At 75.3% G+C, this 24,099-nt stretch carries 21 protein-coding genes; 8 read left to right on the top strand and 13 right to left on the bottom strand.

Annotated features, from left to right (window positions below; all coding sequences use genetic code 11):
* Positions 1-21: 21 nt before the first annotated feature.
* Genes tilS through OVA32_RS01280 form a run of 3 tightly spaced genes read right to left on the bottom strand, consistent with a single transcriptional unit; the run spans position 22 to position 3,764 of the window.
* Positions 22-1,200: a tRNA lysidine(34) synthetase TilS gene (gene tilS, locus OVA32_RS01270; RefSeq protein WP_267714795.1), complete on the bottom strand. Its 1,179-nt coding sequence runs from the start codon at positions 1,198-1,200 to the stop codon at positions 22-24.
* Positions 1,187-2,419 carry a zinc-dependent metalloprotease gene (locus tag OVA32_RS01275; protein WP_267714797.1) on the bottom strand — a complete coding sequence of 411 codons (1,233 nt, stop codon included), beginning with the start codon at positions 2,417-2,419 and terminating at the stop codon, positions 1,187-1,189. The genes tilS and OVA32_RS01275 overlap by 14 nt, the downstream gene beginning before the upstream one ends.
* Positions 2,420-2,453: 34 nt before the next feature.
* On the bottom strand, positions 2,454-3,764 hold the full coding sequence (locus OVA32_RS01280; protein ID WP_267714799.1) for a D-alanyl-D-alanine carboxypeptidase/D-alanyl-D-alanine-endopeptidase: 1,311 nt from the start codon (positions 3,762-3,764) through the stop codon (positions 2,454-2,456).
* Positions 3,765-3,984: 220 nt separating this feature from the next.
* Between OVA32_RS01280 and OVA32_RS01285 the strand changes: the two genes are divergently transcribed.
* Together OVA32_RS01285 and OVA32_RS01290 are read left to right on the top strand one after the other, a co-directional pair.
* Complete coding sequence (locus tag OVA32_RS01285; RefSeq protein ID WP_044659868.1) at positions 3,985-4,572, top strand: inorganic diphosphatase; 588 nt, start codon at positions 3,985-3,987, stop codon at positions 4,570-4,572.
* Between the two features lie 88 nt (positions 4,573-4,660).
* Positions 4,661-5,290, top strand: coding sequence for a hypothetical protein (locus OVA32_RS01290; RefSeq protein ID WP_036380803.1), 630 nt, complete (start codon positions 4,661-4,663; stop codon positions 5,288-5,290).
* A 27-nt stretch (positions 5,291-5,317) separates the two neighbouring features.
* Here the strand turns inward: OVA32_RS01290 and OVA32_RS01295 are convergent, their stop codons facing one another.
* The 3 genes from OVA32_RS01295 to OVA32_RS01305 all read right to left on the bottom strand — a co-directional run bounded on the left by OVA32_RS01295 (position 5,318) and on the right by OVA32_RS01305 (position 8,555).
* Positions 5,318-6,127 (bottom strand): HAD family hydrolase, encoded by an 810-nt coding sequence (locus OVA32_RS01295; protein WP_044659867.1) that lies wholly within the window; start codon positions 6,125-6,127, stop codon positions 5,318-5,320.
* 126 nt (positions 6,128-6,253) lie between these two features.
* On the bottom strand, positions 6,254-7,537 hold the full coding sequence (serS, locus tag OVA32_RS01300) for a serine--tRNA ligase (protein ID WP_044659866.1): 1,284 nt from the start codon (positions 7,535-7,537) through the stop codon (positions 6,254-6,256).
* A 10-nt stretch (positions 7,538-7,547) separates the two neighbouring features.
* Positions 7,548-8,555, bottom strand: a complete 1,008-nt coding sequence (locus OVA32_RS01305) for an IS481 family transposase (protein ID WP_267714803.1) — start codon at positions 8,553-8,555, stop codon at positions 7,548-7,550.
* A 147-nt stretch (positions 8,556-8,702) separates the two neighbouring features.
* Here OVA32_RS01305 and OVA32_RS01310 point away from each other — a divergent pair, with 147 nt between their 5' ends.
* Positions 8,703-9,881 (top strand): diacylglycerol/lipid kinase family protein, encoded by a 1,179-nt coding sequence (locus OVA32_RS01310; protein ID WP_065572777.1) that lies wholly within the window; start codon positions 8,703-8,705, stop codon positions 9,879-9,881.
* Positions 9,882-10,258: 377 nt separating this feature from the next.
* Here the strand turns inward: OVA32_RS01310 and pheA are convergent, their stop codons facing one another.
* Positions 10,259-11,209 (bottom strand): prephenate dehydratase, encoded by a 951-nt coding sequence (pheA, locus tag OVA32_RS01315; RefSeq protein WP_020625278.1) that lies wholly within the window; start codon positions 11,207-11,209, stop codon positions 10,259-10,261.
* Positions 11,206-11,532 carry a rhodanese-like domain-containing protein gene (locus OVA32_RS01320; RefSeq protein WP_010079684.1) on the bottom strand — a complete coding sequence of 109 codons (327 nt, stop codon included), beginning with the start codon at positions 11,530-11,532 and terminating at the stop codon, positions 11,206-11,208. Before OVA32_RS01320 ends, pheA begins: the two co-directional genes overlap by 4 nt.
* An 83-nt stretch (positions 11,533-11,615) precedes the next feature.
* Between OVA32_RS01320 and OVA32_RS01325 the strand changes: the two genes are divergently transcribed.
* Positions 11,616-13,124, top strand: a complete 1,509-nt coding sequence (locus tag OVA32_RS01325) for an amidase (protein WP_267714809.1) — start codon at positions 11,616-11,618, stop codon at positions 13,122-13,124.
* Positions 13,125-13,133: 9 nt separating this feature from the next.
* Here the strand turns inward: OVA32_RS01325 and OVA32_RS01330 are convergent, their stop codons facing one another.
* From OVA32_RS01330 to OVA32_RS01340, 3 genes are all read right to left on the bottom strand, one after another.
* Positions 13,134-13,703 carry a DUF4190 domain-containing protein gene (locus tag OVA32_RS01330; RefSeq protein ID WP_267714811.1) on the bottom strand — a complete coding sequence of 190 codons (570 nt, stop codon included), beginning with the start codon at positions 13,701-13,703 and terminating at the stop codon, positions 13,134-13,136.
* A gap of 97 nt (positions 13,704-13,800) precedes the next feature.
* Positions 13,801-15,924: a PIG-L family deacetylase gene (locus OVA32_RS01335; RefSeq protein ID WP_159228266.1), complete on the bottom strand. Its 2,124-nt coding sequence runs from the start codon at positions 15,922-15,924 to the stop codon at positions 13,801-13,803.
* Complete coding sequence (locus tag OVA32_RS01340; protein WP_159228265.1) at positions 15,921-17,030, bottom strand: acyl-CoA dehydrogenase family protein; 1,110 nt, start codon at positions 17,028-17,030, stop codon at positions 15,921-15,923. Before OVA32_RS01340 ends, OVA32_RS01335 begins: the two co-directional genes overlap by 4 nt.
* Positions 17,031-17,191: 161 nt before the next feature.
* On the opposite strand from OVA32_RS01340, the gene OVA32_RS01345 reads away from it, so the two are divergent.
* From OVA32_RS01345 to OVA32_RS01355, 3 genes are all read left to right on the top strand, one after another.
* Positions 17,192-17,620 (top strand): Fur family transcriptional regulator, encoded by a 429-nt coding sequence (locus OVA32_RS01345; protein WP_002858246.1) that lies wholly within the window; start codon positions 17,192-17,194, stop codon positions 17,618-17,620.
* Between the two features lie 67 nt (positions 17,621-17,687).
* Entirely contained in the window at positions 17,688-19,406 is a 1,719-nt protein-coding gene (gene pgm, locus OVA32_RS01350) for a phosphoglucomutase (alpha-D-glucose-1,6-bisphosphate-dependent) (protein WP_248086597.1), read from the top strand.
* Positions 19,407-19,599: 193 nt separating this feature from the next.
* Positions 19,600-21,105 carry an aldehyde dehydrogenase family protein gene (locus OVA32_RS01355; RefSeq protein ID WP_206450711.1) on the top strand — a complete coding sequence of 502 codons (1,506 nt, stop codon included), beginning with the start codon at positions 19,600-19,602 and terminating at the stop codon, positions 21,103-21,105.
* A gap of 10 nt (positions 21,106-21,115) precedes the next feature.
* Here OVA32_RS01355 and OVA32_RS01360 read toward each other — a convergent pair whose 3' ends face one another.
* Positions 21,116-21,955 carry a glycerophosphodiester phosphodiesterase gene (locus OVA32_RS01360; protein WP_267714822.1) on the bottom strand — a complete coding sequence of 280 codons (840 nt, stop codon included), beginning with the start codon at positions 21,953-21,955 and terminating at the stop codon, positions 21,116-21,118.
* A gap of 131 nt (positions 21,956-22,086) precedes the next feature.
* Positions 22,087-22,545, bottom strand: coding sequence for an Lrp/AsnC family transcriptional regulator (locus OVA32_RS01365; RefSeq protein WP_036316550.1), 459 nt, complete (start codon positions 22,543-22,545; stop codon positions 22,087-22,089).
* A 123-nt stretch (positions 22,546-22,668) separates the two neighbouring features.
* Here OVA32_RS01365 and OVA32_RS01370 point away from each other — a divergent pair, with 123 nt between their 5' ends.
* Positions 22,669-24,099: a DUF6421 family protein gene (locus tag OVA32_RS01370; protein ID WP_267714824.1), complete on the top strand. Its 1,431-nt coding sequence runs from the start codon at positions 22,669-22,671 to the stop codon at positions 24,097-24,099.

Raw genomic sequence — 24,099 nt, forward strand, 5'->3', positions numbered from 1 at the left:
GAATGCCGGGCCGGGCCGCAGTCAGGGACCGGGAAGGCAGGGGATGAGGTCCAGTCTGGCACACGCCCGATGCGCGGCCACCCCGCCGGGCAGCTCCACCGGACCGGCCGACGTGCCCCCCGCACGGGCGCCCGTCACGAGGGCGTCCACCGCGAGGATCCGTTCGCGGGGCGGGGCCTGCCCTCCCGCGGCGCGGGCGGCGCGCGCGATCACGCGGTGGCGCACGGCGGCGGGCAGCGCGGCCAGGGACTCCAGGTCCAGGGAGACGACGCGCGGGTCCCCGGCGGGCGGGTCGACGCGCAGCCGGGTGACCTCGTCGCCGGCCCATGCGTCGAGGGCCGCGGCGTCCTCGGCCGCGATGGCCGCGGTGCGCACCAGCCCGGCCCGCACGCCGGGGCCGAGGCCGGCGTCGGGGTCCTCGAGCGCGGGCAGCACGCGGGTGCGGACCCGCGAGCGCAGCAGCGCGGGATCGCGGTTGTGCGGGTCCTCGAACCAGGTCAGCCCGGCCCAGCGGCAGATTGTCTCGGTGTCCGCGCGGGTCAGGCCCAGCAGGGGGCGGACGACGGCGGCCCCGCCCGGCAGCGTCCCGCGCGCCGGGATCCCCGCGAGGGACCGCGTGCCGGAGCCGCGTGCGAGCCCGAGGAGGACCTGTTCGGCCTGGTCGTCGGCGGTGTGGGCGGTGAGGACGACGGCGTCCCCCTGCCCCGCGTCTCGGGCGGCGGCGGCGAGGGCCTCCCGGCGGGCACGCCGGGCGTCGGCCTCGGGGCCGTCGCCGGTGCGGGCCACCTCGACCCGCGTGACGGTGACCGGGGTCAGACCGAGGATGCGGGCAACGTCGGCGGCGGCCGCCGCCACCGCGTCGCTGCCCGACTGCAGCCCGTGGTCCACCACGGCCGCGCCGATCGGGCCGAGTCGCCGGCCCTCCCGGGTGCCCACGAGGACGGCGCAGGCCACGGCGAGCGCGAGGGAGTCGGCACCGCCGGAGAGGGCGACGAGGCCGCGGGGGCGACTCCCCGCCCGGCCCGGCCCGACATCCGCGCGACGGGGCCCGTCGCCCGCCAGGGCCTCCCGCACCGCCGCGACGGCCCGGTGCAGGGGCTCGGGCCAGCGGGTGCGCGGCGGCCATGCGCCGACCGCGGGCAGGCCGCCGGCCCCGCCCGCCGGCGTCGGCCCCGGGTCCCGCGCCTCAGGCCTGGGCACGGATGCGCGCCACCCACGTCTCGGGGGCGTGGAGCTCGGCCTCGCTCGGCAGCAGCTCGGGGGCGTCCCAGACCACGTTGAACCCGGCCATGCCGAGCTCGGCCACGGCGGCGGCCACGAACCTCTGACCGTCGCGATACTGGGCCATCTTGGCGTCCATGCCCAGCAGGCGGCGGAGCATGCGGTCCAGGGGCGAGCGGCGGTCGCCGCGCTCGTCGAAGCGGCGGCGGATGGTCTTGACGGAGGACACGACGGAGGAGTCGACGCCGTCCATCACCACGTTCGCGTGCCCCTCGAGCAGGGACATCACGGCCGTCAGCCGGGACAGGCGCTCCCGGTCCTCCTCGTCCTGGATCGCGCCGAGCAGGCCCGGCGCGGATCGGGCCGGGGCCGCGTCCTGCGCGTCGTGTCCGTCCCGCGTCCCGGCCCGGCCGCCGTCGGCCTCCCGACCCAGCGGGTTCGCCGCCGCGAGCGCGGTGCGCAGGCGCTCGGGCAGGGACTCGGCCTTGTCGAACAGGCCGACGGTGAGCGCCGTGATCTCGGCCCGCAGGTGCTCGCGCAGCCAGGGCGCGGCCGCGAACTGCACGCGGTGGGTCTGCTCGTGCAGGCACACCCAGAGGCGGAAGTCCGCCGGGTCCACGTTGATCTCCGCGCGCACCTGCGCGACGTTCGGGGCCACGAGCAGCAGGCGTCCGCCGGCGGGGCCGGCCGCCGTCCCCCCGGGGCCGGGCAGCGCGATGAACGGGTCGTACTGGCCGAGGATCCTCCCGGACATCCAGGCGAGGATCCCGCCCATCTCCAGGGCGGTGGCGTGCCGGGTGACGCGGGTGGTGGCGGCGGCGTGCTCGCGGGGCCGGGTGTCCCGCAGGTGCGCGAACGTGGGGTCCAGCAGCATGGCGAAGGACTGGGTGGCGGCGCGCGACCAGGTGGGGCGGTCCACCACGAGCACCTGCGAGTCGCGCAGGTCCCGTGCCGCCTCGAGCCCGGTCAGACGGTGGACGTGCGGCACGGCGGCCTCCGCGGCGGCGCGCAGGCCCTCCGCCTCGCGCGTCGCCTCGCGCGGCGCGAACCGGGGGCCGGCGGCGGCGAGGGACCGTGCGGTCCGTGCCGCGAAGGCCCAGTCCACCGGGTGGGCGACGGCGGGGCCCGGCTCGGCGGGGGCGCCCGGCTCGGCGTCCGCGGCGGTGCGGGGGCGGTCGGTCGCATGGTCGTCGCTCATGGGCTCCATCAGACCACAGGGCCCGGGCCTCGGATCAGAGCCCGGCGACGGCGCTGACGGCCTCGTCGACCGCCGCGCGCGCGGGCTCCAGCTTCCACTGCAGATCCGAGCAGATGATGCTGAACGCGAGGACCCGCCCGGACGTCGTGGTGACGGTGCCGGTGAGGGAGACCGTCTGGTCGAGCGTGCCGGTCTTCGCGGCCACGGCCTGCCGCGCGGGGGCATCCGGGAACCGATCGCCGAGGGTGGAGTCCTCGCCGGGCCGCGGCAGGCCCTCCAGCACGGTGCCCAGGGCGGGTGTGCGGGCCACCCCGGCGACGACGCCGGCCAGCTGGCCCGCGCTGACCCGGTTGTCCGGGGACAGGCCCGAGGAGTCCACGAGCGCCATCCCGGCGGTGTCCACGCCGAGGTCCTCGGCGGTGGCCGTCAGCAGCCGCGTGGCGCCCTCGTGGGTGGCCGGCAGGTCCGTGGCGGGCGCGGCCGTGTGGGCCAGGGCCTCGACCACCTGGTTCTCCGAGTGGGCCAGCAGGTACGCGACCTGCTCCCCCACGGAAGCGGACTCCACCGCCGCGACGGGGGCGGCGGCGAGGACCGTGGCGCGCGGCACCTCGGTGGCCGGGAGCGTGTCCCGCAGGCCCACCTCGAGGTCGGCGCCGGAGGCGGCCACCGCGTCGTCGAGCGCGGCCTGGAAGGTGAGCGCGGCGAACTGCGCCGGGTCCTCGATGCGGTCCTCCCCGGTGCCAGGGGCCTCACGGCCGCCGTAGGTGGCCAACGGCTGCACCGGCGCGATGTTGCCGCTCTCCGGGATGTCCGACGTCCAGCGCGGGTTCAGGGCCGTGCGGTCCGCGAAGAGCCGCAGGTCCGTGCTGACCACCACCTGCCCGGTGACGCCGTCCTCGACCAGCCCGGCCACGGTCCGCTCCGCGAGGGTGCGCAGGCCCGCGCGTCCGGAGACGTGCGTCGAGTCCGAGGCACCCGTGCCCAGCAGCACGTCGCCGCCGCCCACGAGCACCAGCTCGGTGGCCGCGCCGTCCGCGGTGGGCTGGGCCACCACGGTGGTCTGCAGGGTCGTCTCAGGACCCAGGGCGGAGACGATGGCCGCGGCGGCGAGCACCTTGAGCGAGGACGCGGGGGCCACGGGCTCGTCCGCGTCCCGCGCGTACAGCACCTCGCCGGTGGCCAGGTCGCGGAACTCGGCAGAGACCGTGCCCGGGGACGTCTCCAGTCCCGGCTCGACGGCGGCCGCAACCTGGGCCGCGGTGGGGCCGGCGGACGGGGACGACGACGTCGGCGCGGCGGTCGAAGTCGAGGCGGGCGCGCCCGACGGGGCCGGCGGCGCGGTCACGGGCCCGCAGGCGACCAGGACGGCCGCGAGCGCGGCCAGGAGGACGGCGGGGAGCGAGCGGCTCCGGGGGCGTTCCGTGCGTCGATCCCGACGCCCAGCGCGCCCCGTGTCCACCTGTCCCATGCGTCCATCATGACGGACGCCCCCGGTAGGCTGACGGCAGCACCGCCGGTCGGCGCCGCGCCGCCCGGACACCCCACCCTCTGTGCGAAGGAGAGTCATGGCGCACGACGTCACCATCGAGATCCCCGCGGGCTCCCGCGTGAAGTACGAGTTCGACCACGAGACCGGCCGCCTGCGCCTGGACCGTGTGCTCTTCACCTCCATGCAGTACCCCACGCACTACGGCTACTTCGAGAACACCCTCGGCGAGGACGGCGACCCCCTGGACGCCCTCGTGTACCTGCCGGGCTTCGACCTGGTGCCGGGCTGCGTCGTCGAGGCCCGCCCGGTCGGCGTGTTCAACATGACCGACGACGGCGGCGGCGACGCCAAGCTGCTGTGCGTCCCGGCGGACAAGCGCTACGACCACATCACCGAGCTCGAGCACGTGGAGGAGTCCCTCAAGCAGGAGATCGAGCACTTCTTCACCCGCTACAAGGACCTGGAGCCGGGCAAGTGGGTCAAGGCCGAGGGCTGGGAGGGCCGCGCGGCGGCCGAGGCCGAGCTCGAGGCCTCCATCCAGCGCTTCAACGCCGAGGGCGAGGACTCCCCGACCGATGAGCCCCAGGGCCGCGAGGTGGACACCGAGGAGGCGCAGCCGGCCACCGAGGAGGGCGAGGAGACCGACGAGCCCCAGGGCCGCTGACCCCCGCACCGCTCCCTCCTCGACGCCGGCCGCTCACCCCTCGGGGTGGGCGGCCGGCGTCGTCTGCGGGCTGGCAGAATCGACGACCATGTTCGTGCTCACCATCAACCAGCGGGACACCCTCGACGCCGGCGACCGTGTGGACACGTTCCTGCGCGCCCTCCAGGACGTGCCGGGGCTGGGCGACGCCGTCGTGCTCCCGTTCCAGCGCGCCGTGGGCGACGAGCTGATCGGCGCCGTCGAGGATCCGCGCGTCGCCGTGGACGTGTCCCTGCGCGCCCTGCGGCAGCGCCGCTGGAACGTGGGGGTCGGCGTCGGGACGGTGACGCACGCGGACGGTGCGGCGGGCGTGCCCGCCTCCGGGGACCTGCACGACGCCGGCGGGCCCGGTCTCGCGGCGGCGCGGCGGGCCGTGGAGGCGGCGGCCGTGTCCACCGCGCGGATCCCGTTGGCCGTGCGCGGCCGGGACGAGGAGGCGGCCGCCGAGGCCGAGGCCGTGCTGCGACTCGTCGGGCAGCTCGTGTGGTCCCGGACCGACGCCGAGTGGGCGGTGCTGGACCTGCTGGTGCCCGGGGTGCGCGGCCAGCAGAAGCCGGCGGCCGCCGCGCTCGGGATCACGGCGCAGGCCGTCTCGCAGGCGGTGCAGCGCTCCTACTGGAACGAGGAGCACGCCTGCCGCCCCGCCGCCGCGCGGCTGCTCACGCTGGCGGGGGGCTGACCCGGCGGCCCGGGCCGGTCGCGCCGCTCAGGCCGCGGCCGGCTCCTCGAGGAGCGAGCGCAGCACGGTGGCGAGCCCGTGCTCGTCCACGTGGCCGGTGACCTCGTCCGCGGCGGCCACGACCTCCTCCACGGCCTGGCCCATGGCCACGCCGCGGCCGGCCCAGCGGAGCATCTCGATGTCGTTGCGGCCGTCGCCCACGGCCACGGTGTCCTCGGGGGCCACCTTCAGCACGGTGCGCAGCGCCTCGAGCCCGGAGGCCTTGGTCACGCCCGCCGCGGCGACGTCGAGCCACGCCGTCCAGCCCACGGAGTAGGTCACGCCGGACAGGCCGATGCCCTCCACCGCGCGACCGAACTCCTCGGCGGAGGAGTCCGTGGAGAACACCACGAGGCGCACGGCCGTGGTGTCCATGAGCTCCTCGAACGTGACGCCCTCCGCGGCCACGCCGAAGGACATGTCCTGGAACCGCTCGGTGGAGCGGAAGGTGCCGTCCGGCAGCTCGAGCGCGTACTTGGCGCTGGGCAGGCGGTGGCGCAGCTGGGTCAGGACCGAGCGCGGGTCGAAGGTGCGCAGGTCCGTGACCTCGTAGCCCTCCTCCAGCTCGGGGTCCAGGCGCAGCGTGACACCGCCGTTGGAGCACACCATGAAGCCGGCGCCGATCCCCAGGGAGCGGGCCACGGGCAGGGTGGCCGCGCGGGAGCGGCCCGTCGCGATGACCACGTGGTGCCCGGCGTCCAGCACGGCCCGCACGGCCGCGCGCACGGGCTCATGCAGATGGCCGTCATGGTCCACGATCGTTCCGTCCACGTCCAGGCACACGAGCTTCTTCGTCATGACCCCCACCCAACCACACGGCCCGGACACGACGGCGACGCGCGGGTGAACGGCGGGGGCGCCGCAGGGGCGCCGCGGGGCAGGCGGGCGAGGCGGCCGACGCCGCCGGGGGACGACGTCGTCCGCTCAGACCAGCTCGAAGCGCTCCATCCCGCCGAGGTAGGGGCGCAGCGCGGCGGGCACGGTGACCGAGCCGTCCGCGTTCTGGTGGTTCTCCAGGATCGCCACGATCCAGCGGGTGGTGGCCAGGGTGCCGTTGAGCGTGGCGACCATGCGGGTGCCGCCCTTGGAGCCGTCCTCCGTGCGGACCCGCTCGCGGATGTTGAGGCGGCGGGCCTGGAACGTGGTGCAGTTCGAGGTGGACGTCAGCTCGCGATAGGTGCCCTGCGTGGGGACCCAGGCCTCGCAGTCGAACTTGCGGGCGGCGGAGAGGCCGAGGTCGCCGGCGGCGATGTCGATCACGCGGTACGGCACCTCGATGGCGCCCAGCATCCGCTCCTCCCACGCCAGCAGGCGTTCGTGCTCCGCCTCCGCGTCCTCCTGTGCGGCGTAGATGAACATCTCCAGCTTGTTGAACTGGTGCACGCGGATGATGCCGCGGGTGTCCTTGCCCGCCGAGCCCGCCTCACGCCGGTAGCACGTGGACCAGCCCGCGTACCGGACGGGGGCGCTCACGTCCATGATCTCGTCCGCGTGGTAGCCGGCCAGGGCCACCTCGGAGGTGCCCACGAGATACAGGTCGTCGCGCTCCAGACGGTAGATCTCGTCGTCGTGCTCGACGTCGAAGCCGGTGCCCTGCATGGTCTCCGGGCGCACCAGGGTGGGCGGGATGACCGGCACGAAGCCGTTCTCCAGGGCCAAGTCCAGGCCCAGCTGCATCAGGGCGAGCTCGAGACGCGCGCCCACGCCCTTGAGGAAGCTGAACCGGGCGCCGGACACCTTCGCGCCGCGCTCCATGTCGATCGCCCCGAGCAGCTCGCCGAGCTCGAGGTGGTCGCGCGGCTCGAAGCCCTCGGCGGCGAAGTCGCGCGGGGTGCCGACCTCCTTGAGGACCACGAAGTCGTCCTCGCCGCCGGCCGGGACGCCGTCGACGATCAGGTTCGGGAAGGCGCGCTGCAGCTCCGCGAGGCGGGCCTCGGCCGCGCCGGCGGCCGACTCGGCCTCCTTCACGCGCGCGGCCAGGTCCTTCACCTCGGCCAGCAGGGCCTGCTTCTCCTCGCCCTTCGCCTGGGCGACGCGCTTGCCGAAGGCCTTCTGCTCCGCGCGCAGCTGCTCGAAGCCCGCGATGGACGAGCGGCGGGACGCGTCCGCCTCGACCACGCGGTCCACGAGGGACGCGTCCTCCCCGCGGGCCTCCTGGGAGGCGCGGTACTTCTCGGGCTGCTCGATGAGGTCCTTGACGTCGATCACGTGCGCCAGCCTAGCTGTAGGAGGGCATGACGTTGTTGACTCGGGTCGGTGCCAGTGAGGCCGGAGGAGCGTCTCCGCAGGAGGTATGAGGCCGATGGTAGTTGTAGTGGTTCACCCACACCGCCAGGGCCTCACGCCGAGCTTGCTCTGAGGAGTACGGGCGGGCGTAGAGGACCTCGTCCACCATCAGCCGGTTGTACCGCTCGACCTTCCCGTTGTGACGCGGGGTGTAGGGGCGGATCCGGTGATGCCGGCCCCCGAGCGAGACCACCTTCCGGGTGAAGTCCACGGCCCGGTAGTTGTTGCCGTTGTCCGTGATCACCCGGTCCACGGTGATGCCGTGGGCGGCGAAGAACGCCCTCGCCCGGCAGAAGAACCCGATCGTGGTCACCGTCCGCTCATCCTCCAACGCTTCGGTGTACGCCAGGCGGGTGTACCCGTCGATCGCCGAGTGCAGGTAGGTGTACCCGACCCGCCGGCCAGGCCCGCGCTTGGCCGCTCGCGCGTTCTCGGAGTCCCGTCCGTGAGCACGCCAGCCTCCCCCCTCGGGGATGCGCCCGATTTTCTTCACGTCCAGGTGCACCATGTGCCCCGGGCCGCGGGCGGTGATCTTCTGGGGTCGTTGGCGCAGGTCTTCTCCGGCCGGGGTCAGGTCCCGTAGGCGGGAGATCCCGAGTCGGTGCAGCCACCTCCCCACGGTGCGCAGGCACAGCTGGTGGCCTTCGGAGGCGAGGTGGTGATGGATGCGCCGTGCGGACCACTTGCGCTCCCGCCGCAGGGCGTGGATCTGGGCGACCAGGACCGGATCGAGCTGGGCAGGTGAACGGTGCGGCCGGCTGGGCAGGTCCTGAAGGCCGGCTTCTCCCTGGGCGCGGTAGCGGGCGACCCAGGTGGCCACCGTGGGCCGGCTCACGCGGAACTCGGCTGCCACGTGCGCCTGCGGGATCCCGTCGTGCAGGTGGCGTTGGACCATGCGCAGCCGGCCGGTCGGGGTCAGGGGTGCGTTAGCGTGAGTCATGAGTGGGTCTCTTCTGGCAGGTGGGTGGTGTAGGAACTTCCATCCTGCGGGGCGGGGCCCACTCGTCTCATCTCAGCCGGCGCCTCGTGGCAAGAACCTCATGACCCACAACACCTAGCGGGCGGGGCCGACGCCTAGACTCGGGGCATGACTCCCGAGTGGTGGATGGCGCTGGCCGCCCTGGTGCTCCTGGCCGTGCTGGCCGTCGTCGTGGTGGCGCTGGCGGTGCGCCAGGTCCGCCTCGGCGTGCAGCACGAGCGGACGCGTCTCCTGGTGGACGCCCTCGACGCGCGGGTGGGCGGCGTGCAGCGCCGGCTGGAGGAGGTGCCCGGGATCGGCACGGGCCGCCACGAGGTCGCGCTGGTGCTGAACCCCATCAAGACGCACGCGGACCGGGTGCGGCGCGAGCTCGAGCGGCTCGCGGAGGCGGAGGGCCTCGGCGAGGTGCTCGTGCTCGAGACGCAGGAGGACGACCCCGGCACCGCCATGGCGCGGCAGGCCCTCGACGCCGGCGCCCGGCTCGTGATCGCCGCGGGCGGCGACGGCACGGTCCGCACCGTGGCCGAGCAGCTGGCCGGCACCGACGTCGCCCTCGGCGTGGTGCCGCTGGGCACCGGGAACCTGCTGGCCCGCAACCTGGACCTGCCGATCAACGACGTCGAGCAGTGCCTGAGGATCGCCGTGGGGGGCCGGCAGCGGCGCATCGACACCGTGGACGTCCGCTTCACGCACGAGGACGGGCGCGTCACCCGGCAGACCTTCACCGTGATCGGCGGCGCCGGCTACGACGCGGACATCATGGGCGACACCAAGGACGAGCTGAAGAGCCTGGCCGGCTGGCTGGCCTACAGCGAGGCCGGCATGCGGCACCTGCGCGGCAAGCGGCACGAGGTGACCGTGGCCCTCGACGGCGGTCAGCCCCGCCGGTTCAAGGTGCGCACCGTGATGGTGGCCAACTGCGGGATGCTCACGGGCGGCGTCGAGCTGCTGCCCCAGGCCAAGCTCGACGACGGCCTCCTCGACGTCATGGTCCTCTCGCCCCGGCACGCGCTCGACTGGGCGCGGATCGCCGTGAAGACCGTGACCCGGCACCGCAGCTCCGTCCCCGCGATGCACACGGAGCAGGCCCAGCGCGTGAAGGTCGAGTTCGCCGAGCCGATGCCCTCCCAGCTCGACGGCGACGCCACCGGGGTCATCACCGCCCTCGACGCCCGCGTGCAGCCGGACTCGCTCGTCGTGATGCTCGTGGCCGAGGACGACGCCTCCGTCCGCGACGACGGCGTCTCCGCCGCCGCCCCCGTCCCGGAACCGGCCCCGCACATCTGACCCCCCGTCCCCGCTTTCGTTCGGGAAACGGCGGCTTCCCCACCGTTTTCGTTCGGGAAACGGCGGCTTCCCCAGCACTTTCGTTCGGGAAGCGGCGGCTTCCCCACCGTTTTCGTTCGGGAAACGGCGGCTTCCCCAGCACTTTCGTTCGGGAAACGGCGGCTTCCCCAGCGCTTTCGTTCGGGAAACGGGCGCCGGGGCGACGCGCGGACGGGAAGCGCGACGACGGCCCGTCGTCGTGGTGATCGTCCCGTTTCGGCCACGAAAGGGGCCTAGGAACCTCCCGTTTCGTCAACGAAAGTCCCTCGGGGGCCGCCGTTTCCCGAACGAAAGTGGCCCGGGGGCCGCCGTTTCCCGAACGAAAGTGCTGTACCGCCTCAGCGGGAGCGGAGGGACTCCACCCAGGCGCGGCCGGAGCGATACGCGGCGTCGGTGAACTCGGCCGGCACCCTCGTGGGCACGGGCTCGGCCTGCGCGTACGAGCCCAGGAACCGCAGGTCGGGGTACTCCCGGTACAGGGCCGCGAGCGCATCACCCACGCGGGCCTCCGCCAGGTGCCCCTCGAGGTCGAGGGAGAAGAAGTACCGCCCGATGCCCTCGCCGGTCGGCCGGGACTCGATGCGGGAGAGGTTCACCCCGCGCGTGGTGAACTCGGCAAGGATCTGCCCGAGGGCGCCGGGCCGGTCCTCCGGCAGCGGCACCACGAGCGTGGTCTTGTCCGCCCCCGTGGGCGCGGGCAGGGCCGTCGGCCGGGAGAGCAGCACGAAGCGCGTCACGGCGCCCGGCACGTCCTCGATCCGCTCGGCGAGCACCGGCAGCCCGGTCTGCTCGGCCACGAGCGGGGCGCACACGGCGGCGTCGAAGTCGCCCTGGGCCACGAGGCCGGCCCCGGCCGCCGTCGACGGGGCGGGCGTGAACTCCACGCCCGGCAGCGCCGTCTCGGCCCAGCCGCGCACCTGCGCCCAGGCGTGGGGGTGCGTGGTCACGCGCCGCACGTCCTCGATCGCGACGCCGGGCCGGCCCACGAGCACGAAGCTGATGGGCACGTGCACCTCCGCGAGGATCTGCAGCGTCTCCCCGAGGGCGATCTCGTCCACGGTGGCGGAGACGCCGCCCTCCACCGAGTTCTCGATGGGCACGACGGCGCGGTCCACCTCCCCCCTGCGCAGCGCCGCCACGGCGCTCAGCACGGAACCCGCCGACACGAACTCGGCCTCGGCCGGGTCCGCCACCTTCCGCAGGGCGGCCTCGGTGAAGGTGCCGGCCGGGCCGAGGAAGGCGTAGCGCAGGCGCGACGGCGTCGCGTCAGCGGAGTCCGTCCCCGTCACTTGACGGTGGGCTCGGCGTCGCCGTCGGCCTCCATCGGCTTGCCGGCCTCGAGCCACGCGCCGGAGCCGCCGGCCACGTTGATGGCCGAGTAGCCGCGGCCGGTCATGAACTCGGCGGCGCGGGCGGAGCGGCCGCCGGTGCGGCAGATCAGGTAGTAGTCCGTGTCCGGGTCCAGCTCCTCGAGCCGGTCCGGCAGCTGGCCCAGCGGGATGTGCTGGGCGCCGGCGGCGCGGCCCAGGGCCCACTCGTCGTCCTCGCGGACGTCCAGGATGGCCGCATCGGCGGGGATCTCGTTCACATCGACGGTCTCGAAGGCGCTCATGGCTTCAGCGTAGCCACCCGCCCGGACGTCCCAGGAAGGCCCCGCCGTCCATGACCCTGCCCACGCCCGTTAGGCTCGGCCGCATGCAGACCTCCGACGCCGCACCCGCCGCCGACGACGACCGCACCCCCTCCGCCCCCGGCCCGGCCCGGCTCCTGGACCGCTCGGCCGTGCGCCTGCGGGAGGACCTCGCCGCCGGGGCGCTGAGCGCCCGGGAGGTCACGGAGGCGGCCCTCGCCGCGGCCCAGGCCCACGCGGACCTCGGCGCGTTCGCCCTCCTCGACGCCGAGGGCGCCCGGACCCGTGCGGCCGAGCTGGACGCGGCCCACCCGCGCGTCGGGCCCCGGGCCGTGCCCGGTCCGCGCACCTCCCCCGCCCCGGACGACGACGGAGCCCCCGCCTCCCTGCACGGCCTTCCGCTGGCGTACAAGGACCTGATCGACGTGCGCGGGATGCCCACGCGGTTCGGCTCCGCCCTGCTGGCCGACGCGCCGCCGGCCGCGCAGGACGACCCACTCGCGCTCCGCCTGCGCGGGGCCGGCACCGTCACCCTCGGCAAGACGACCGTGCCCGAGTTCGGCCTGGACTCCTACTCGGAGAACCTCGTCACGGCGCCGGCCCGCAACCCCCTGGACCCCACCCGCACCGCGGGAGGCTCCTCGGGCGGGGCCGCGGCGGCCGTCGCCGCGGGGATCCTGCCGTTCGCCCCGGGCTCGGACGGGGGCGGGTCCATCCGGATCCCCGCCGCCGCGTGCGGGCTCGTGGGCCTCAAGCCCGGCCGCGGGGAGCTGCCGATGGACGAGCACGCGGACACGGTCCGCAACCTCACGGTGTCGGGCCCGCTGGCCCACACGGTCGAGGACGCCGCCCTGCTCTACGACGTGCTGCTCTCCCCCGAGGGCCTGCCCGGCCGGGTGCTGCCGGACCTGCGCCGCACCGTGGAGACCGCCCGGGCCGGGGGCGCCGTCGACGTCCGCCGGATCGGCGTCACCACGGCCTCGCCCTTCGCCTCCGACCTCGAGATCTCCCTGGCCCGGCCCGCCGTCACCGCCCTGACGAAGGCCGCCGCCGCCCTGGACGCGGGCGGCCACGCGGTCGAGGACCTCTCCCCCTACTACGGCGAGGACTATCACCGGGACTTCCGCACGGTGTGGACCGCCGGGCTGCTCCGGGCGCCGCTGCCGGAGGACGCCGAGGCCCACGTGGGCGCGGTGGCCGCGCACTTCCTGCGCACGGCCCGGGCCGCAGGGCGCGAAGAGATCGACGACGCCGCCCACCGGCTGGAGGAGTGGGCGCGCGGGGTGCGGGCGCAGTTCGCCGCCGTCGACGTGGTGATGACCCCGGTGCTGGCCACCGCGCCCCCGCCGGTCGGCCACTTCCTGGCGATGGAGCCCGAGGCCAACTACGAGGCGCAGTGCGCGTTCACGCCCTACACCTCGATGGTCAACGTGCTCGGCCTGCCCGCGGTCGCGGTGCCCGTGCTCCGGGACGAGCGGGGCCTGAACTGGTCCGTCCAGCTCATCGGCCGGCCTGGCACGTCCGCGCCCCTGCTCGCCCTGGCCGCGCACCTCGAGCTGCTGCTGGCCGGCTGAGCCGGCCGGTCAGGTCGAGGTGTAGTCGCCCAGGGAGATCCCGGCGATCACCAGGATCACGAGGAACACGACGGCGAGCAGCAGCAGGGCGAGGGACACGTAGTTCATCACGAGGCCGGCGATCGCCATGCCGCGGCCGTGGGGCTCGCGCTTGAGACCCAGGTGACCGAGGACCACGCCCACGATCGGCGGGAGGAGGAACGTGAATCCGCCCACCACGGAGATGATGCCGAGGATCATGGAGGCCACCGAGCGGCCGACGCCCTCGGTCTGGCCGGGCTGCAGCGGGGCTCCGAAGCCGTGGCCGGGCGTGCCCTGCCCGTAGCCGTAGGCGGGGACGGTGTTCGCGTCCTGGCCGTAGCCGTACGGCTGCCCGTAGGCGGGGCGGGTCTGCTCCTCCTGCTCGGCGTACGAGGGGGCCCGGTCCCAGGCGGCGCGGTCGGCGTCGCCGGCCGGGGCGTCGGGCCAGCCGGCGGCGGAGGAGCCGGTGCCGGAGGAGCCCGCACCGGCCTCGGACCCGTACCAGCTCGGCCGGGCGGCCTCACGGCGCGGGTCGTGGGAGGCGTGGGGGTCGGTCATGACGGTCCTTCCGGTTCGGGGCGTCGCGGCCGGTGCCGAGTCTAGGCGGTGCCCCCCGGACCCGGCCCGGCCCCGCGCCCCTGCTCCCCGGCCGGCCTCACCCGGGCCGGCCCACCGCCTTGAGGTACCCGGAGAACCCGCCGGGGGTCCGCCCCTCCAGGCGGGACGAGGTGAGCACGCGGGTGGTGTCGGTGGCGATCACGCGCACCCGGCGGCCGTCACCGCCGTCGCGCTCCCCCGCCAGGGCCCGCACGGCCTCGGCCAGGCCGACGTCCTCGTGCTCGGCCACCGGCGGGAACCCGCCCACGGCCTCGTACAGCGACCACGGCAGTCCCAGGTTGGCCCCGTGCACGTGCGGGTGCCCCTCCTCGTGCCGGTAGCCGCGGAGCCAGGCCTGCCGCAGCGGCCCCTGGCGCACGTCCACCGTGCCCAGCACGAGCGCCTCGTCGCGGCCGGCGGCCACGGTCTGCGCCAGCAGCCAGTCGGCGGGGACGCGGCTGTCCGCGTCGGTGGAGGCGAGCCAGAGGCGCTCGGCGGGCACGTCGGGGAACAGCGCGCGGGCCCGGCGGGCGCCCTCGAGGCGGGCCCGCCCGACGCCGGCCTGCCCGGCGGTCGGCTCCCCCAGTTCGAGGACGTGGATGCGCGGGTCGGCGGCGCGGGCCTCGAGGGCGGCGGCCACCGTGGCGTCGTCGCAGCGGTCCGCGGCGACCACGACCGCGGCCGTGCCCTGCGCGTGGTGCTCCTCCCAGCGGTCCAGGGCGGCGGTGAGGGCCGCGAGCGCGGCCGGCAGCCGCTCCTGCTCGTCCTTGGCGGGCACCACGACGACGGCGTGGGTCGCGGCGGCGGCCCGCACGTGGAGGCTGAGCCGGAAGTCGTCCTCCACGAGCTCGGTGCGCAGCCGCCAGCGCGGGTCGGCTGCGACGCGCGCGTGCACGGCGTCCCCGTCCAGCGGCCAGCCCTCGATGGGGTGGCGCCAGTGGCACAGCAGCAGCTCGCCGCCGGGGGCGAGCGCGGCGTCGGCGTCGTCGATCAGCGCGTCGAGCTCCTCGGGCTGCAGGAAGTAGCCGATCTCGGAGGCGATCACGAGGTCCGCGCCGGCGACGTCGGCCGGCCAGTCCGCGGGCAGCACGGCTCGGCGCACCTCGGCGTGCGGCGCGCCGGCCAGCCGGGCGGCGGCGCGCTCGACGGCGGTGGCGGACGCCTCGAGGCCGACCACGCGGTCCGCGCGCGCGGCCACGTCCGCGGTGAGCACGCCGATGGACGCGCCCGCCTCCACCACGGTCCCGTAGCGGGGCCGGGGCAGGGCGGCGAGGGTGAGCGCCCGCTTGCGGGCCTCGTACGACGAGCTGAGGTAGCGCCACGGGTCCTCCTGGGCCCGGTAGAGCCGGTCGAAGACGGCGGCGGCCCGGTGGGCGTCGGCGTCGTCGGGGCCGGAGACGCGGTGGGCCTCGAACGGGCGCCCGTGGTGGGCGAGCACGGCGGGGCCCAGGATCGCCTCGTCGCCGGGCGCGGCGGAGAGGGGCCGGACCTGGGAGGCGTGCGCGTCGAGGGCGGCACGGCGGGCGGCACGGTCGTCGTCGGTGAGCGGGAGCCGTCGGTAGCGGCGGGCGGGCAGGTCGGCCGGGTCGGCCCAGTGCCAGAACCAGATGGGGAAGGCGTAGAGCGGCAGGTCGCACTCGCCCGCGACCGCGCCGACGGCCCGGCCCACGGCCTCGTGGTCCGCGTGGCCGTCGCCCGGGTCGTGGGAGGCGAGCACGGCGGGGCCGTGGTGGGCGTCGAGGGCCGCGGCGACGGCGTCGCGCACGGCGTCCTCGTGCTCGGCCACGCCGGAGTCGGGCAGGGCCAGGGACGCCCAGGTCAGCCGGTCCCGCGCCGGGGAGCCGGGGCCTGCGGAGGCGGGCAGGCCGGCGGCGAGGGCGTCGAGGGCGTGCTCCATCTCGTCCCGGCGCAGCCGGACCAGGTCCGCGGGCGTGTGCGTGGGCGAGTGCGGGTGGGAGGCCTCGCCGGCGGTGGCGACCAGCACGTGCACGCGTGCCCCGCCGCGCAGGGCAGAGCGGATCAGGCCGGTGGCGGCGAGGGTCTCGTCGTCCGGGTGCGCCACGGCCACGAGCAGCAGCGTCTGCGCGTCCCAGACGGGCAGACGCAGCTCCGGCAGCTCGCCGACGCCGCCCTCGGCCCAGGCCGCCTCGGACGTGCCGTCGTCGGTGTGGGAGAAGCTCACCACGTCCAGCCGCCGTCGGTCTCGCCGGTCAGGAGCGCGGCGCCCAGCCGGGCGTCGTCGCGGTGTCCGTGGTGCTGGCGCAGGTAGACCTGCAGGTCGGCGACGGCGCGGGCGTGCGCGGCGCTGCCGGTGAGCGGGCCGGGGCCGGTGGCCTGCCCGACGACGTCCATCACCTCGGTGCACAGCTGCGCCACGGTGCCGCGGATCCGGTCGGCCTCGACCATGCCGCGGCCGTGGTCCAGGCGGCCGGCGTCCACGTCGTCGGCGGCACGGGCGAGCAGGGCGGCCATCGCGTGGAGCAGCCGGTCGACGCGGCCGAGCGCCGCCTGGCCGATCTGGTCCGGGCCCGGTCCGCGACCCTCGGCCGCGCGGGCGGCGGTGGCGTTCCGCAGAGTGCGGGCGATACCGACGGCGCCGCCGAACCACACCGCCGCCACGCCGATGCCGCCCCACGCGAAGCCGGGCCGGCGCAGGTACCACTCGGCGTCGCCCACGGCGCTGCCGGGGACGGCGTCGAAGGCCAGGCCCACCGTGCGGATCGGGGCGAGGCCGAGCGCGGGCCAGGCCGAGTCGGTCTCGGCCACGCCGGGGTGGGACAGGTCCACGAGCACGGCACGGCGGGTGCCGTCCGCCTCCCGGCCGGTCACGACGGCGGCCGCGCACCGGTCCGCGAGCGAGCACCACGGCTTCTCGCCGTCGAGCAGCCAGGCGGTGTCGGGGCCGTCCGGGGCGGGGCAGAGGGCCGGGGTGCGACCGCCGGACTCGGAGGCGTAGACGCCGAGCAGCCCGGCCGGGGCGGGGACGCCGGCCTGGGACAGGATCGAGAGCGCGTCCAGATGGGGCTCGAGCACGCGGGCGGCCGAGAGGTCCTGCGCGGCGACGGAGGCGAGCAGCTCCCACTGCTCCCGGGTGCGCCCCGCGCCGGTCAGCGGCAGGTCGAGCGGGGCGGCGTCCTCGCCGGACGGGGCGCCGGACGCCGCACGGAGCAGCTCGACCATCGCATCGACGTCGCCGTCGCAGGCCGCGGCGGCCGCGAGGAGGGCCTGCTCGGCCGGGCGGTCCACGGCTCCACCCGGGACGAGACGGACGGGCTCGGGCTGGGCCATGGGTGGGGACCTCCTCGTCGACGGCGCCCGGGCCGGTGCGCCCCGGGGTCGAGGATTCACCGTAGTCAGCACGGGGACGGCGGGGAATGGCCGGTGCGCCGGGGGCGAAGCGGCCCGCTCTTTCTTGACATGTTCCAGAGAACCGGATGGGATCGACTGGCATGGAGACCACGACGCGGGACGAGGACGAGCGCACGCTGCTGCGCGGCGTCGGCCTGCGCGTGACCCGGCCCCGCCTGGCGGTGCTGACCGCCCTCGCCGACCACCCCCACGCGGACGCGTCCACCGTGCTGGCCGCCGTGCGTCGGGCCCTGCCCGGCACCTCGCACCAGGCCGTCTACGACTGCCTCCATGCGCTCACCGAGGCCGGGCTGGTGCGCTCCCTGCAGCCCGCCGGCTCCCCGGCCCGCTACGAGATCTGCACGGGCGACAACCACCACCACCTCGTGTGCCGCGGCTGCGGCACGGTCGTGGACGTGCCGTGCCGCACCGGCTCCGCCCCGTGCCTCGACGCCCCCGAGGACCACGGCTTCGCGGTCGACGAGGCCGAGGTCTACTACTGGGGGCTGTGCGCCGGCTGCCGGGAGTGACCGCCGGCGTCGTCCCGCTGGGCCGCGCGTCTTCCCCCGTCCGCCCGCCCGTGCCAAGGTGTGGCACATGACCGAGAACACCGCCGCCCTGCCCGCCGCCGAGCGTCCCGGCACCCCCGCCCTGCCGCAGGACCTCATCGACGTCGACGCCCTCCTGGAGGCGTACCGCACCGGTCACCCGGACGTGACGGACCCGGCGCAGAAGGTCGTGTTCGGCACCTCCGGCCACCGCGGCTCCGCGTTCACGACCTCGTTCAACGACGACCACATCGCCGCCATCACGCAGGCCGTGGTCGAGTACCGCGCGCACCACGGGATCACGGGGCCGGTCCTCGTCGGCAGGGACACGCACGCCCTGTCCGGGCCCGCGCAGGACACCGCCGTCGAGGTGCTGCTGGGCAACGACGTCGAGGTGCTCGTCGACTCCCGCGGCGGCTACACGCCCACCCCCGCCGTCTCCCACGCGATCCTGCACCTGAACGCCGGGCGCGAGCTGTCGCCGTCGGGCTTCGCGGTGGACGGGGACAACGCCGGCCTCGTGGACGGCCTCGTGATCACCCCCTCGCACAACCCGCCCGCGGACGGCGGCTTCAAGTACAACCCACCCCACGGCGGCCCCGCGGACACCGAGGCGACCACGTGGATCGCCGACCGCGCCAACGAGCTGCTCGCCGCCGGGCTGGCGGGCGTGCACCGGGTGGCGAGCGCCGACGTCGCCGGCCACGCGAAGCTGGGCGGCTTCGACTTCCTGGACCGGTACGTGTCCGATCTGCCGCAGGTGATCGACGTGGAGGCGATCCGCGAGGCGGGCGTGCGCATCGGCGCCGACCCCATGGGCGGGGCGTCCGTGGCGTACTGGGGCGAGATCGCCGACCGCCACGGGCTGGATCTGACCGTGGTGAACCCGGAGGTGGACCCGCGGTTCGGGTTCATGACCCTGGACTGGGACGGCAAGATCCGCATGGACTGCTCGTCGCCGAACGCGATGGCCTCGCTGATCGAGCGGATGACCCCGGACGCGGACGGGCAGGCGCCCTTCGACGTCGCCACCGGCAACGACGCCGACGCGGACCGGCACGGGATCGTCACCCCCGACGGCGGGCTGATGAACCCGAACCACTACCTCGCCGTGGCCATCGACTACCTGTACCGCCACCGCGAGCAGTGGCCCCAGAGCGCGGGCGTGGGCAAGACCCTGGTGAGCTCCTCGATGATCGACCGCGTGGCCGGGGACCTGGGCCGCGAGCTCGTGGAGGTGCCGGTGGGCTTCAAGTGGTTCGTGCCGGGCCTGCTGACGGGCACCGGCGTGTTCGGCGGCGAGGAGTCCGCGGGCGCGTCCTTCGTGCAGTTCGACGGCAGCCCGTGGTCCACCGACAAGGACGGGCTGCTGCTGTGCCTGCTGGCCGCGGAGATCATCGCCGCGACGGGCCAGTCCCCGTCCGAGCGGTACCGCGACCTCGTGGCCCTGCACGGCGACCCGGCGTACGCGCGCATCGACGCCCCCGCGACCGCCGAGCAGAAGGCGAAGCTGAAGACCCTCTCCCCCGACGACGTCCCCGTGACCGAGCTGGCCGGCGAGACCATCCTCGCGACGCTGACCAACGCTCCGGGCAACGACGCCCCGATCGGCGGGCTCAAGGTGGTCACGCAGCACGCGTGGTTCGCGGCGCGGCCCTCCGGCACCGAGGACGTCTACAAGATCTACGCGGAGTCCTTCCGCGGCCCCGAGCACCTGACGCAGGTGCAGGCGGAGGCGCAGCGGCTGGTGGACGCGGTCATCGGCTGACCCTCACCCCCGCCCGCTTTCGTTCGGGAAACGGCGGCGTGTCGCACCGCTTTCGTTCGGGAAACGGCCGGGCGCGCGCGCCGTTTCCCGAACGAAAACGCCGTGGCGCCCGTCGGGGCGGCACCAGCGGCCGGAGGACGACGACGGCGCCCCGCCCTGCCGCCGCACAGGGCCGCTCGGTAGCGTGGCCGGCATGAGCACGCAGCCCCCCGGTCTGACCACCGACTCCCCCGACTCCCCCGCCGACGATCCGGTCCGCGAGCCGTTGCCCACCGAGGCCCTGCCGATCGCGCCGGCCGGGCCCCGACCCGAGGAGCCGCGGGCCGCCGTCGAGCGGCTGCGCGCCGCCGCCCGCTCCCGCGCCGCCCACCCGCGCGCGGTGCGGGTGCGCCAGCTCAAGGGCCTGAAGCGGATGCTGACCGAGCACGCGGACCGGTTCGTCGCGGCGCTCGGCACGGACCTGGGCAAGCCGGCCACCGAGGCGCTGATCACGGAGATCGTCTCGGTGCGCTCCGAGGTGGACCACGCGCTGCTGCACCTGACCGACTGGATGGAGCCGCGGCCCGTGAAGCTGCCGCTGGCCCTGCGGCCCGCGAGCGCGGAGGTCAGGCCGCGGCCCAAGGGTCTCGTGCTGGTCATCGGCGCGTGGAACTACCCGGTGCAGCTCGCGCTCGCCCCGGTCGTGGGTGCGCTGGCGGCCGGCAACACGGTGGTGCTCAGCCCGTCGGAGAAGGCCCCGGCCACGGCGGCGGCGCTGCGGGAGCTGGTGCCGCAGTACCTGGACTCCGCGCTGGTCTCCGTGGTGGCGGGCGGCAAGGAGTGCAACACCGCGCTGCTGGCGGAGCCGTGGGACCACATCCTCTACACCGGCGGGGAGCGCGTGGGCCGGATCGTCTACGAGGCGGCGGCGAAGACCCTCTCCCCCGTGACGCTCGAGCTGGGCGGCAAGTCGCCGGCGGTGGTGACGCCGTCGCGGAACACGGGAGCGATGGCCCGCCGCATCGCGTGGGCGAAGTTCACCAACGCGGGCCAGACGTGCGTGGCCCCGGACTACGTGCTGGCCGTCGGCGAGGCCGCGCTGCGCCAGGTGACCGCCGAGCTCCCCGCAGCCCTGCGCGAGTTCTACGGCGACGACCCCCGCGCGTCGAAGGACTACGGCCGCCTCATCTCCGCCGAGCACGCGGAGCGGCTGCGGGAGATGCTCCAGGCGGACCTCGACGCCGGCGCCGAGCTGCTCGTCGGCGGCGACGTGGACGTGGCGGGGCGCTACATGGCGCCGACCGTGGTGACGGGCGTCAAGCCGGACGGCGCGCTCATGCAGGAGGAGCTGTTCGGCCCGATCCTGCCCGTGCTGACCGTGGACACCTTCCAGGACGCCCTGGACTTCATCGCGGAGCGCCCGCACCCACTGGCCGCGTACCTGTTCACGGACCGGCCCAGCTACCACCGCGCGTTCGACGACCAGGTGCAGGCCGGTGGCCTCGGCTACGACGTCGGCCTGCTGCACGCCGGCATCGCGACGCTGCCGTTCGGCGGGATCGGCGCGTCCGGGATGGGCGCGTACCACGGCATCCACGGGTTCGAGACGTTCTCCCACCTGCGCCCGTCCATCACGAAGTCGGACCAGGTGGACACGCTCAAGACCGCCTACCCGCCGTACGGGCGGATGAAGCGGGCGCTGCTGCCGAAGATGCTCTGAGGGGCGGGGGTCAGCGCTGCGGCCAGAGTCCGCGGCGGGCGTAGACCTCGGCGAGGACGTCGGCGCGGTCGGTCATGATCCCGTCGACACCGAGGTCGAGCAGGCGCTCGATCTCCGCGGGCTCGTCCACGACCCACACGTGCACCGGCAGGCCCGCCGCGTGGCACCGCCGCACGAAGTCGGCGGTGGCCACGGGCACGCGGCCGTGCCGGACGGGCACCTGCACGCAGTCGACGTCGAGGGCGTACCGGCGCAGCCAGCGGGTCAGTCCCAGCGGGCCCAGCGTCACGAGCGCCGCGATGGCGGCCGCCCCGCCCGACGTCGCCACCCGCTCCGGCCCGTACGCCCGCTCGGGGTGGCCGAGGCGGGCGAGGGCGCGCCGGAAGAGGCGGCGCCGCGAGTCGTGGAACGAGGCGACGAGCACGCGGTCCCACGCGCCGTGCTCGGCGAGGATGCGGGCCAGGGCCGGGGCCGACGCGCGGTCCTTGAGGTCCACGTTGAGGCGCGCCTCGGGGAGCGCCGTGAGCAGTTCGGTGAAGCGCAGCAGCGGCTCCCCGCCGACCGTGACGTCCGCCAGCCGCTCCCACGTGTGGTCGTGCAGCCGGCCGCGGCCGGTGCTGACGCGGTCCAGGGTGTCGTCGTGGAAGACGACGAGCTCGCCGTCCGCCGTGGTGCGCACGTCCAGCTCGAGGTAGGTGAACCCGGCGGCGTGGGCGTCCACGAACGCGGCCAGGGAGTTCTCCCGGTCGACGGCGGCGCCCCGGTGCGCGAACCCCAGCGGGTGGCCGCGACGGGCGGGGACGGAGTCGGTGAGGTAGGCGGGGGCGGGACGGGGCGAGGTCGGACGCACGGGATCACCGTAGCGGGGACGGACGGCCGAGTGCCCGCTGCCGCAGCCGGGAACGCGAGAGGTCGGAATGAGCGTCAGACCCGCCCTCATTCCGACCACTCACGTGACAGGTGGGGCCGACGCGCCCGCCCTCAGTCCTCCGCCGGCAACTCCAGCATGGGGCGGTGCTCGTAGAAGGTCTGCAGCACCACGGTGGTCCGGGTGGACACCGACGCCGTCTGGCGGATCTCCGTCACGAGGGCCTCGAGCTCGCGTGGCGAGCCCACGCGCACGAAGAGCATGTACGCGGCGTCGCCGGCCACGGAGTGGCACGCCTCGATCGCCGCGATGGACTCGAGGAGCTCGGGGGCGTCGTCGGGCTGGCGCGGGTCCAGCGGGCTGATCTCGATGAACGCGGAGAGCGGCCTGCCCACGGCCTCGGGGTCGAGCAGCGCGCGGTAGCCCGTGATCACGCCCGTGCTCTCGAGCCGGCGCAGGCGCGCCTGCACAGCGGAGGTCGACAGGCCGACCCGCTCGGAGAGCTGGGCGAGCGTGGCGCGCGGGTCATGGGAGACGGCGGCCGCGAGCCGCGCGTCGACAGGGTCGTCCATGCGCCGCACGCTATCAGCCGGCCCCGGCCGCCGGGTTGACAGCCCCGTGCGCTCATGGAAACCTTCCGGCAAGTGATCCGCGTCACCGTATATTTTCCGGCGCTTCGACCTCAGGAGGGTTCCATGTCCACCACTCTGCAGCCCGCCCGGACCGACGTCGTCGTCCCGGAGACCCCGTCCGACGCGCGCACCGTCGAGACCCACCCGGCCTGGCTCCGCCTCAAGGCCGCCGCCACCGCCCTGCAGCCCCTGCAGGTCAAGGACGGCTCCATCCCGGACCCGGCGGACCACGCCGCCGCGCGCAAGCACGTGGAGACCATCGTCGCCGCCGTCGAGGAGCTCGCCCCGCTCTTCCCGCACGACGCCGCCTACCTCGCCGCCCTGCCCCGCGACTTCGCCCGCTGGGCCGACGGCGGCTTCGCCGAGCCCGACTTCCTGGACTCCCTCGTCGCCTTCCAGCCGCAGGAGCACCGCGTCGACGGCGTCCGGCACCTCGTGGTCTTCCCGATGTACACGCAGAACGGCTCCCCCGACCGGCACGTGGAGGCCCTCGTCGTCGAGACCATCTGGCCCGAGTTCATCGCCGCACTGGAGGCCGGCGACTACGGCAACCGCCTCTTCCTCTCCCTGCGCCTGATCGACTTCACCCCCGGCTACGACACGAACTCGGCCGTCCTCTTCCCCGAGACCGTGGCCATGCGCGAGATCCCCACCTTCACGTGGGGCGCCATCTTCCAGGACCGCGAGGCCGCCCGCTTCCGCCGGGTCGTCACCGCCGCCGCCGAGATCACCCAGCTCGAGCTCCCGGCCGAGCTCGCCGAACTGCTCTCCTGCCAGGAGCTCGCCGAGGGCACCTTCGTGATGTGGGACCTCATCCACGACCGCACGCACATGCGCGGCGATCTGCCCTTCGACCCGTTCATGATCAAGCAGCGCATGCCCTTCTTCCTCTACACGCTCGAGGAGATGCGCTGCGACATGACCGCCTTCCGCGAGTGCGTGGCGATCGAGCGCCGCCTCACGGCGCGCGCCGCCGCCGGCGAGCAGCTCACCGCCCTCGAGGAGCAGACCCGCCGCCACGCCGGGCTCGTGCAGCACGCCGTCCTCTTCGACCGCGTCTTCCGCTTCGCCCTCACCGGCTCCCGCGTCCGCAACTACGACGGCCTCGGCGGCCAGCTGCTCTTCGCCTGGCTGCACCGCAAGGACGTGATCCAGTGGCGCGACGTCGAGCTCAGCGTGGACTGGGACCGGCTCGCCGACGCCGTCGTCGAGCTGGGCGACGCCATCGACACGCTCTACTGGGAGTCCATCGACCGCCCCAAGACCGTGCACTGGCTCCAGGCCTACGAGCTCGTCGCCTCCGTGGTCACCCCGCACCCGGCGTCCGTGTGGGCGCAGGGCCTGCCGCGCGAGGTGCTCGCCGGCCCGCCCAAGGGCTACACCGACCTCGTGCTCGACGACGAGTTCCCGCTGTCCATGTTCTTCGAGGCCCTCGAGAAGAAGATGCGCGGCGTCATCGAGTCCACCGCCGGGATCCGCGGCACAGGCGCCTGA

The organism is Micrococcus sp. SL257 (assembly GCF_026625585.1).
Taxonomy (GTDB): Bacteria; Actinomycetota; Actinomycetes; order Actinomycetales; family Micrococcaceae; genus Micrococcus; species Micrococcus luteus.

Coding starts and splice junctions, on each gene's coding strand:
- OVA32_RS01275 (WP_267714797.1), bottom strand. CDS start 2,419: ATGAGCGACGACCATGCGACCGACCGCCCCCGCACCGCCGCGGACGCC.
- OVA32_RS01285 (WP_044659868.1), top strand. CDS start 3,985: ATGGCGCACGACGTCACCATCGAGATCCCCGCGGGCTCCCGCGTGAAG.
- OVA32_RS01290 (WP_036380803.1), top strand. CDS start 4,661: ATGTTCGTGCTCACCATCAACCAGCGGGACACCCTCGACGCCGGCGAC.
- OVA32_RS01295 (WP_044659867.1), bottom strand. CDS start 6,127: ATGACGAAGAAGCTCGTGTGCCTGGACGTGGACGGAACGATCGTGGAC.
- OVA32_RS01305 (WP_267714803.1), bottom strand. CDS start 8,555: ATGACTCACGCTAACGCACCCCTGACCCCGACCGGCCGGCTGCGCATG.
- OVA32_RS01310 (WP_065572777.1), top strand. CDS start 8,703: ATGACTCCCGAGTGGTGGATGGCGCTGGCCGCCCTGGTGCTCCTGGCC.
- OVA32_RS01320 (WP_010079684.1), bottom strand. CDS start 11,532: ATGAGCGCCTTCGAGACCGTCGATGTGAACGAGATCCCCGCCGATGCG.
- OVA32_RS01325 (WP_267714809.1), top strand. CDS start 11,616: ATGCAGACCTCCGACGCCGCACCCGCCGCCGACGACGACCGCACCCCC.
- OVA32_RS01330 (WP_267714811.1), bottom strand. CDS start 13,703: ATGACCGACCCCCACGCCTCCCACGACCCGCGCCGTGAGGCCGCCCGG.
- OVA32_RS01340 (WP_159228265.1), bottom strand. CDS start 17,030: ATGGCCCAGCCCGAGCCCGTCCGTCTCGTCCCGGGTGGAGCCGTGGAC.
- OVA32_RS01345 (WP_002858246.1), top strand. CDS start 17,192: ATGGAGACCACGACGCGGGACGAGGACGAGCGCACGCTGCTGCGCGGC.
- pgm (WP_248086597.1), top strand. CDS start 17,688: ATGACCGAGAACACCGCCGCCCTGCCCGCCGCCGAGCGTCCCGGCACC.
- OVA32_RS01355 (WP_206450711.1), top strand. CDS start 19,600: ATGAGCACGCAGCCCCCCGGTCTGACCACCGACTCCCCCGACTCCCCC.
- OVA32_RS01365 (WP_036316550.1), bottom strand. CDS start 22,545: ATGGACGACCCTGTCGACGCGCGGCTCGCGGCCGCCGTCTCCCATGAC.
- OVA32_RS01370 (WP_267714824.1), top strand. CDS start 22,669: ATGTCCACCACTCTGCAGCCCGCCCGGACCGACGTCGTCGTCCCGGAG.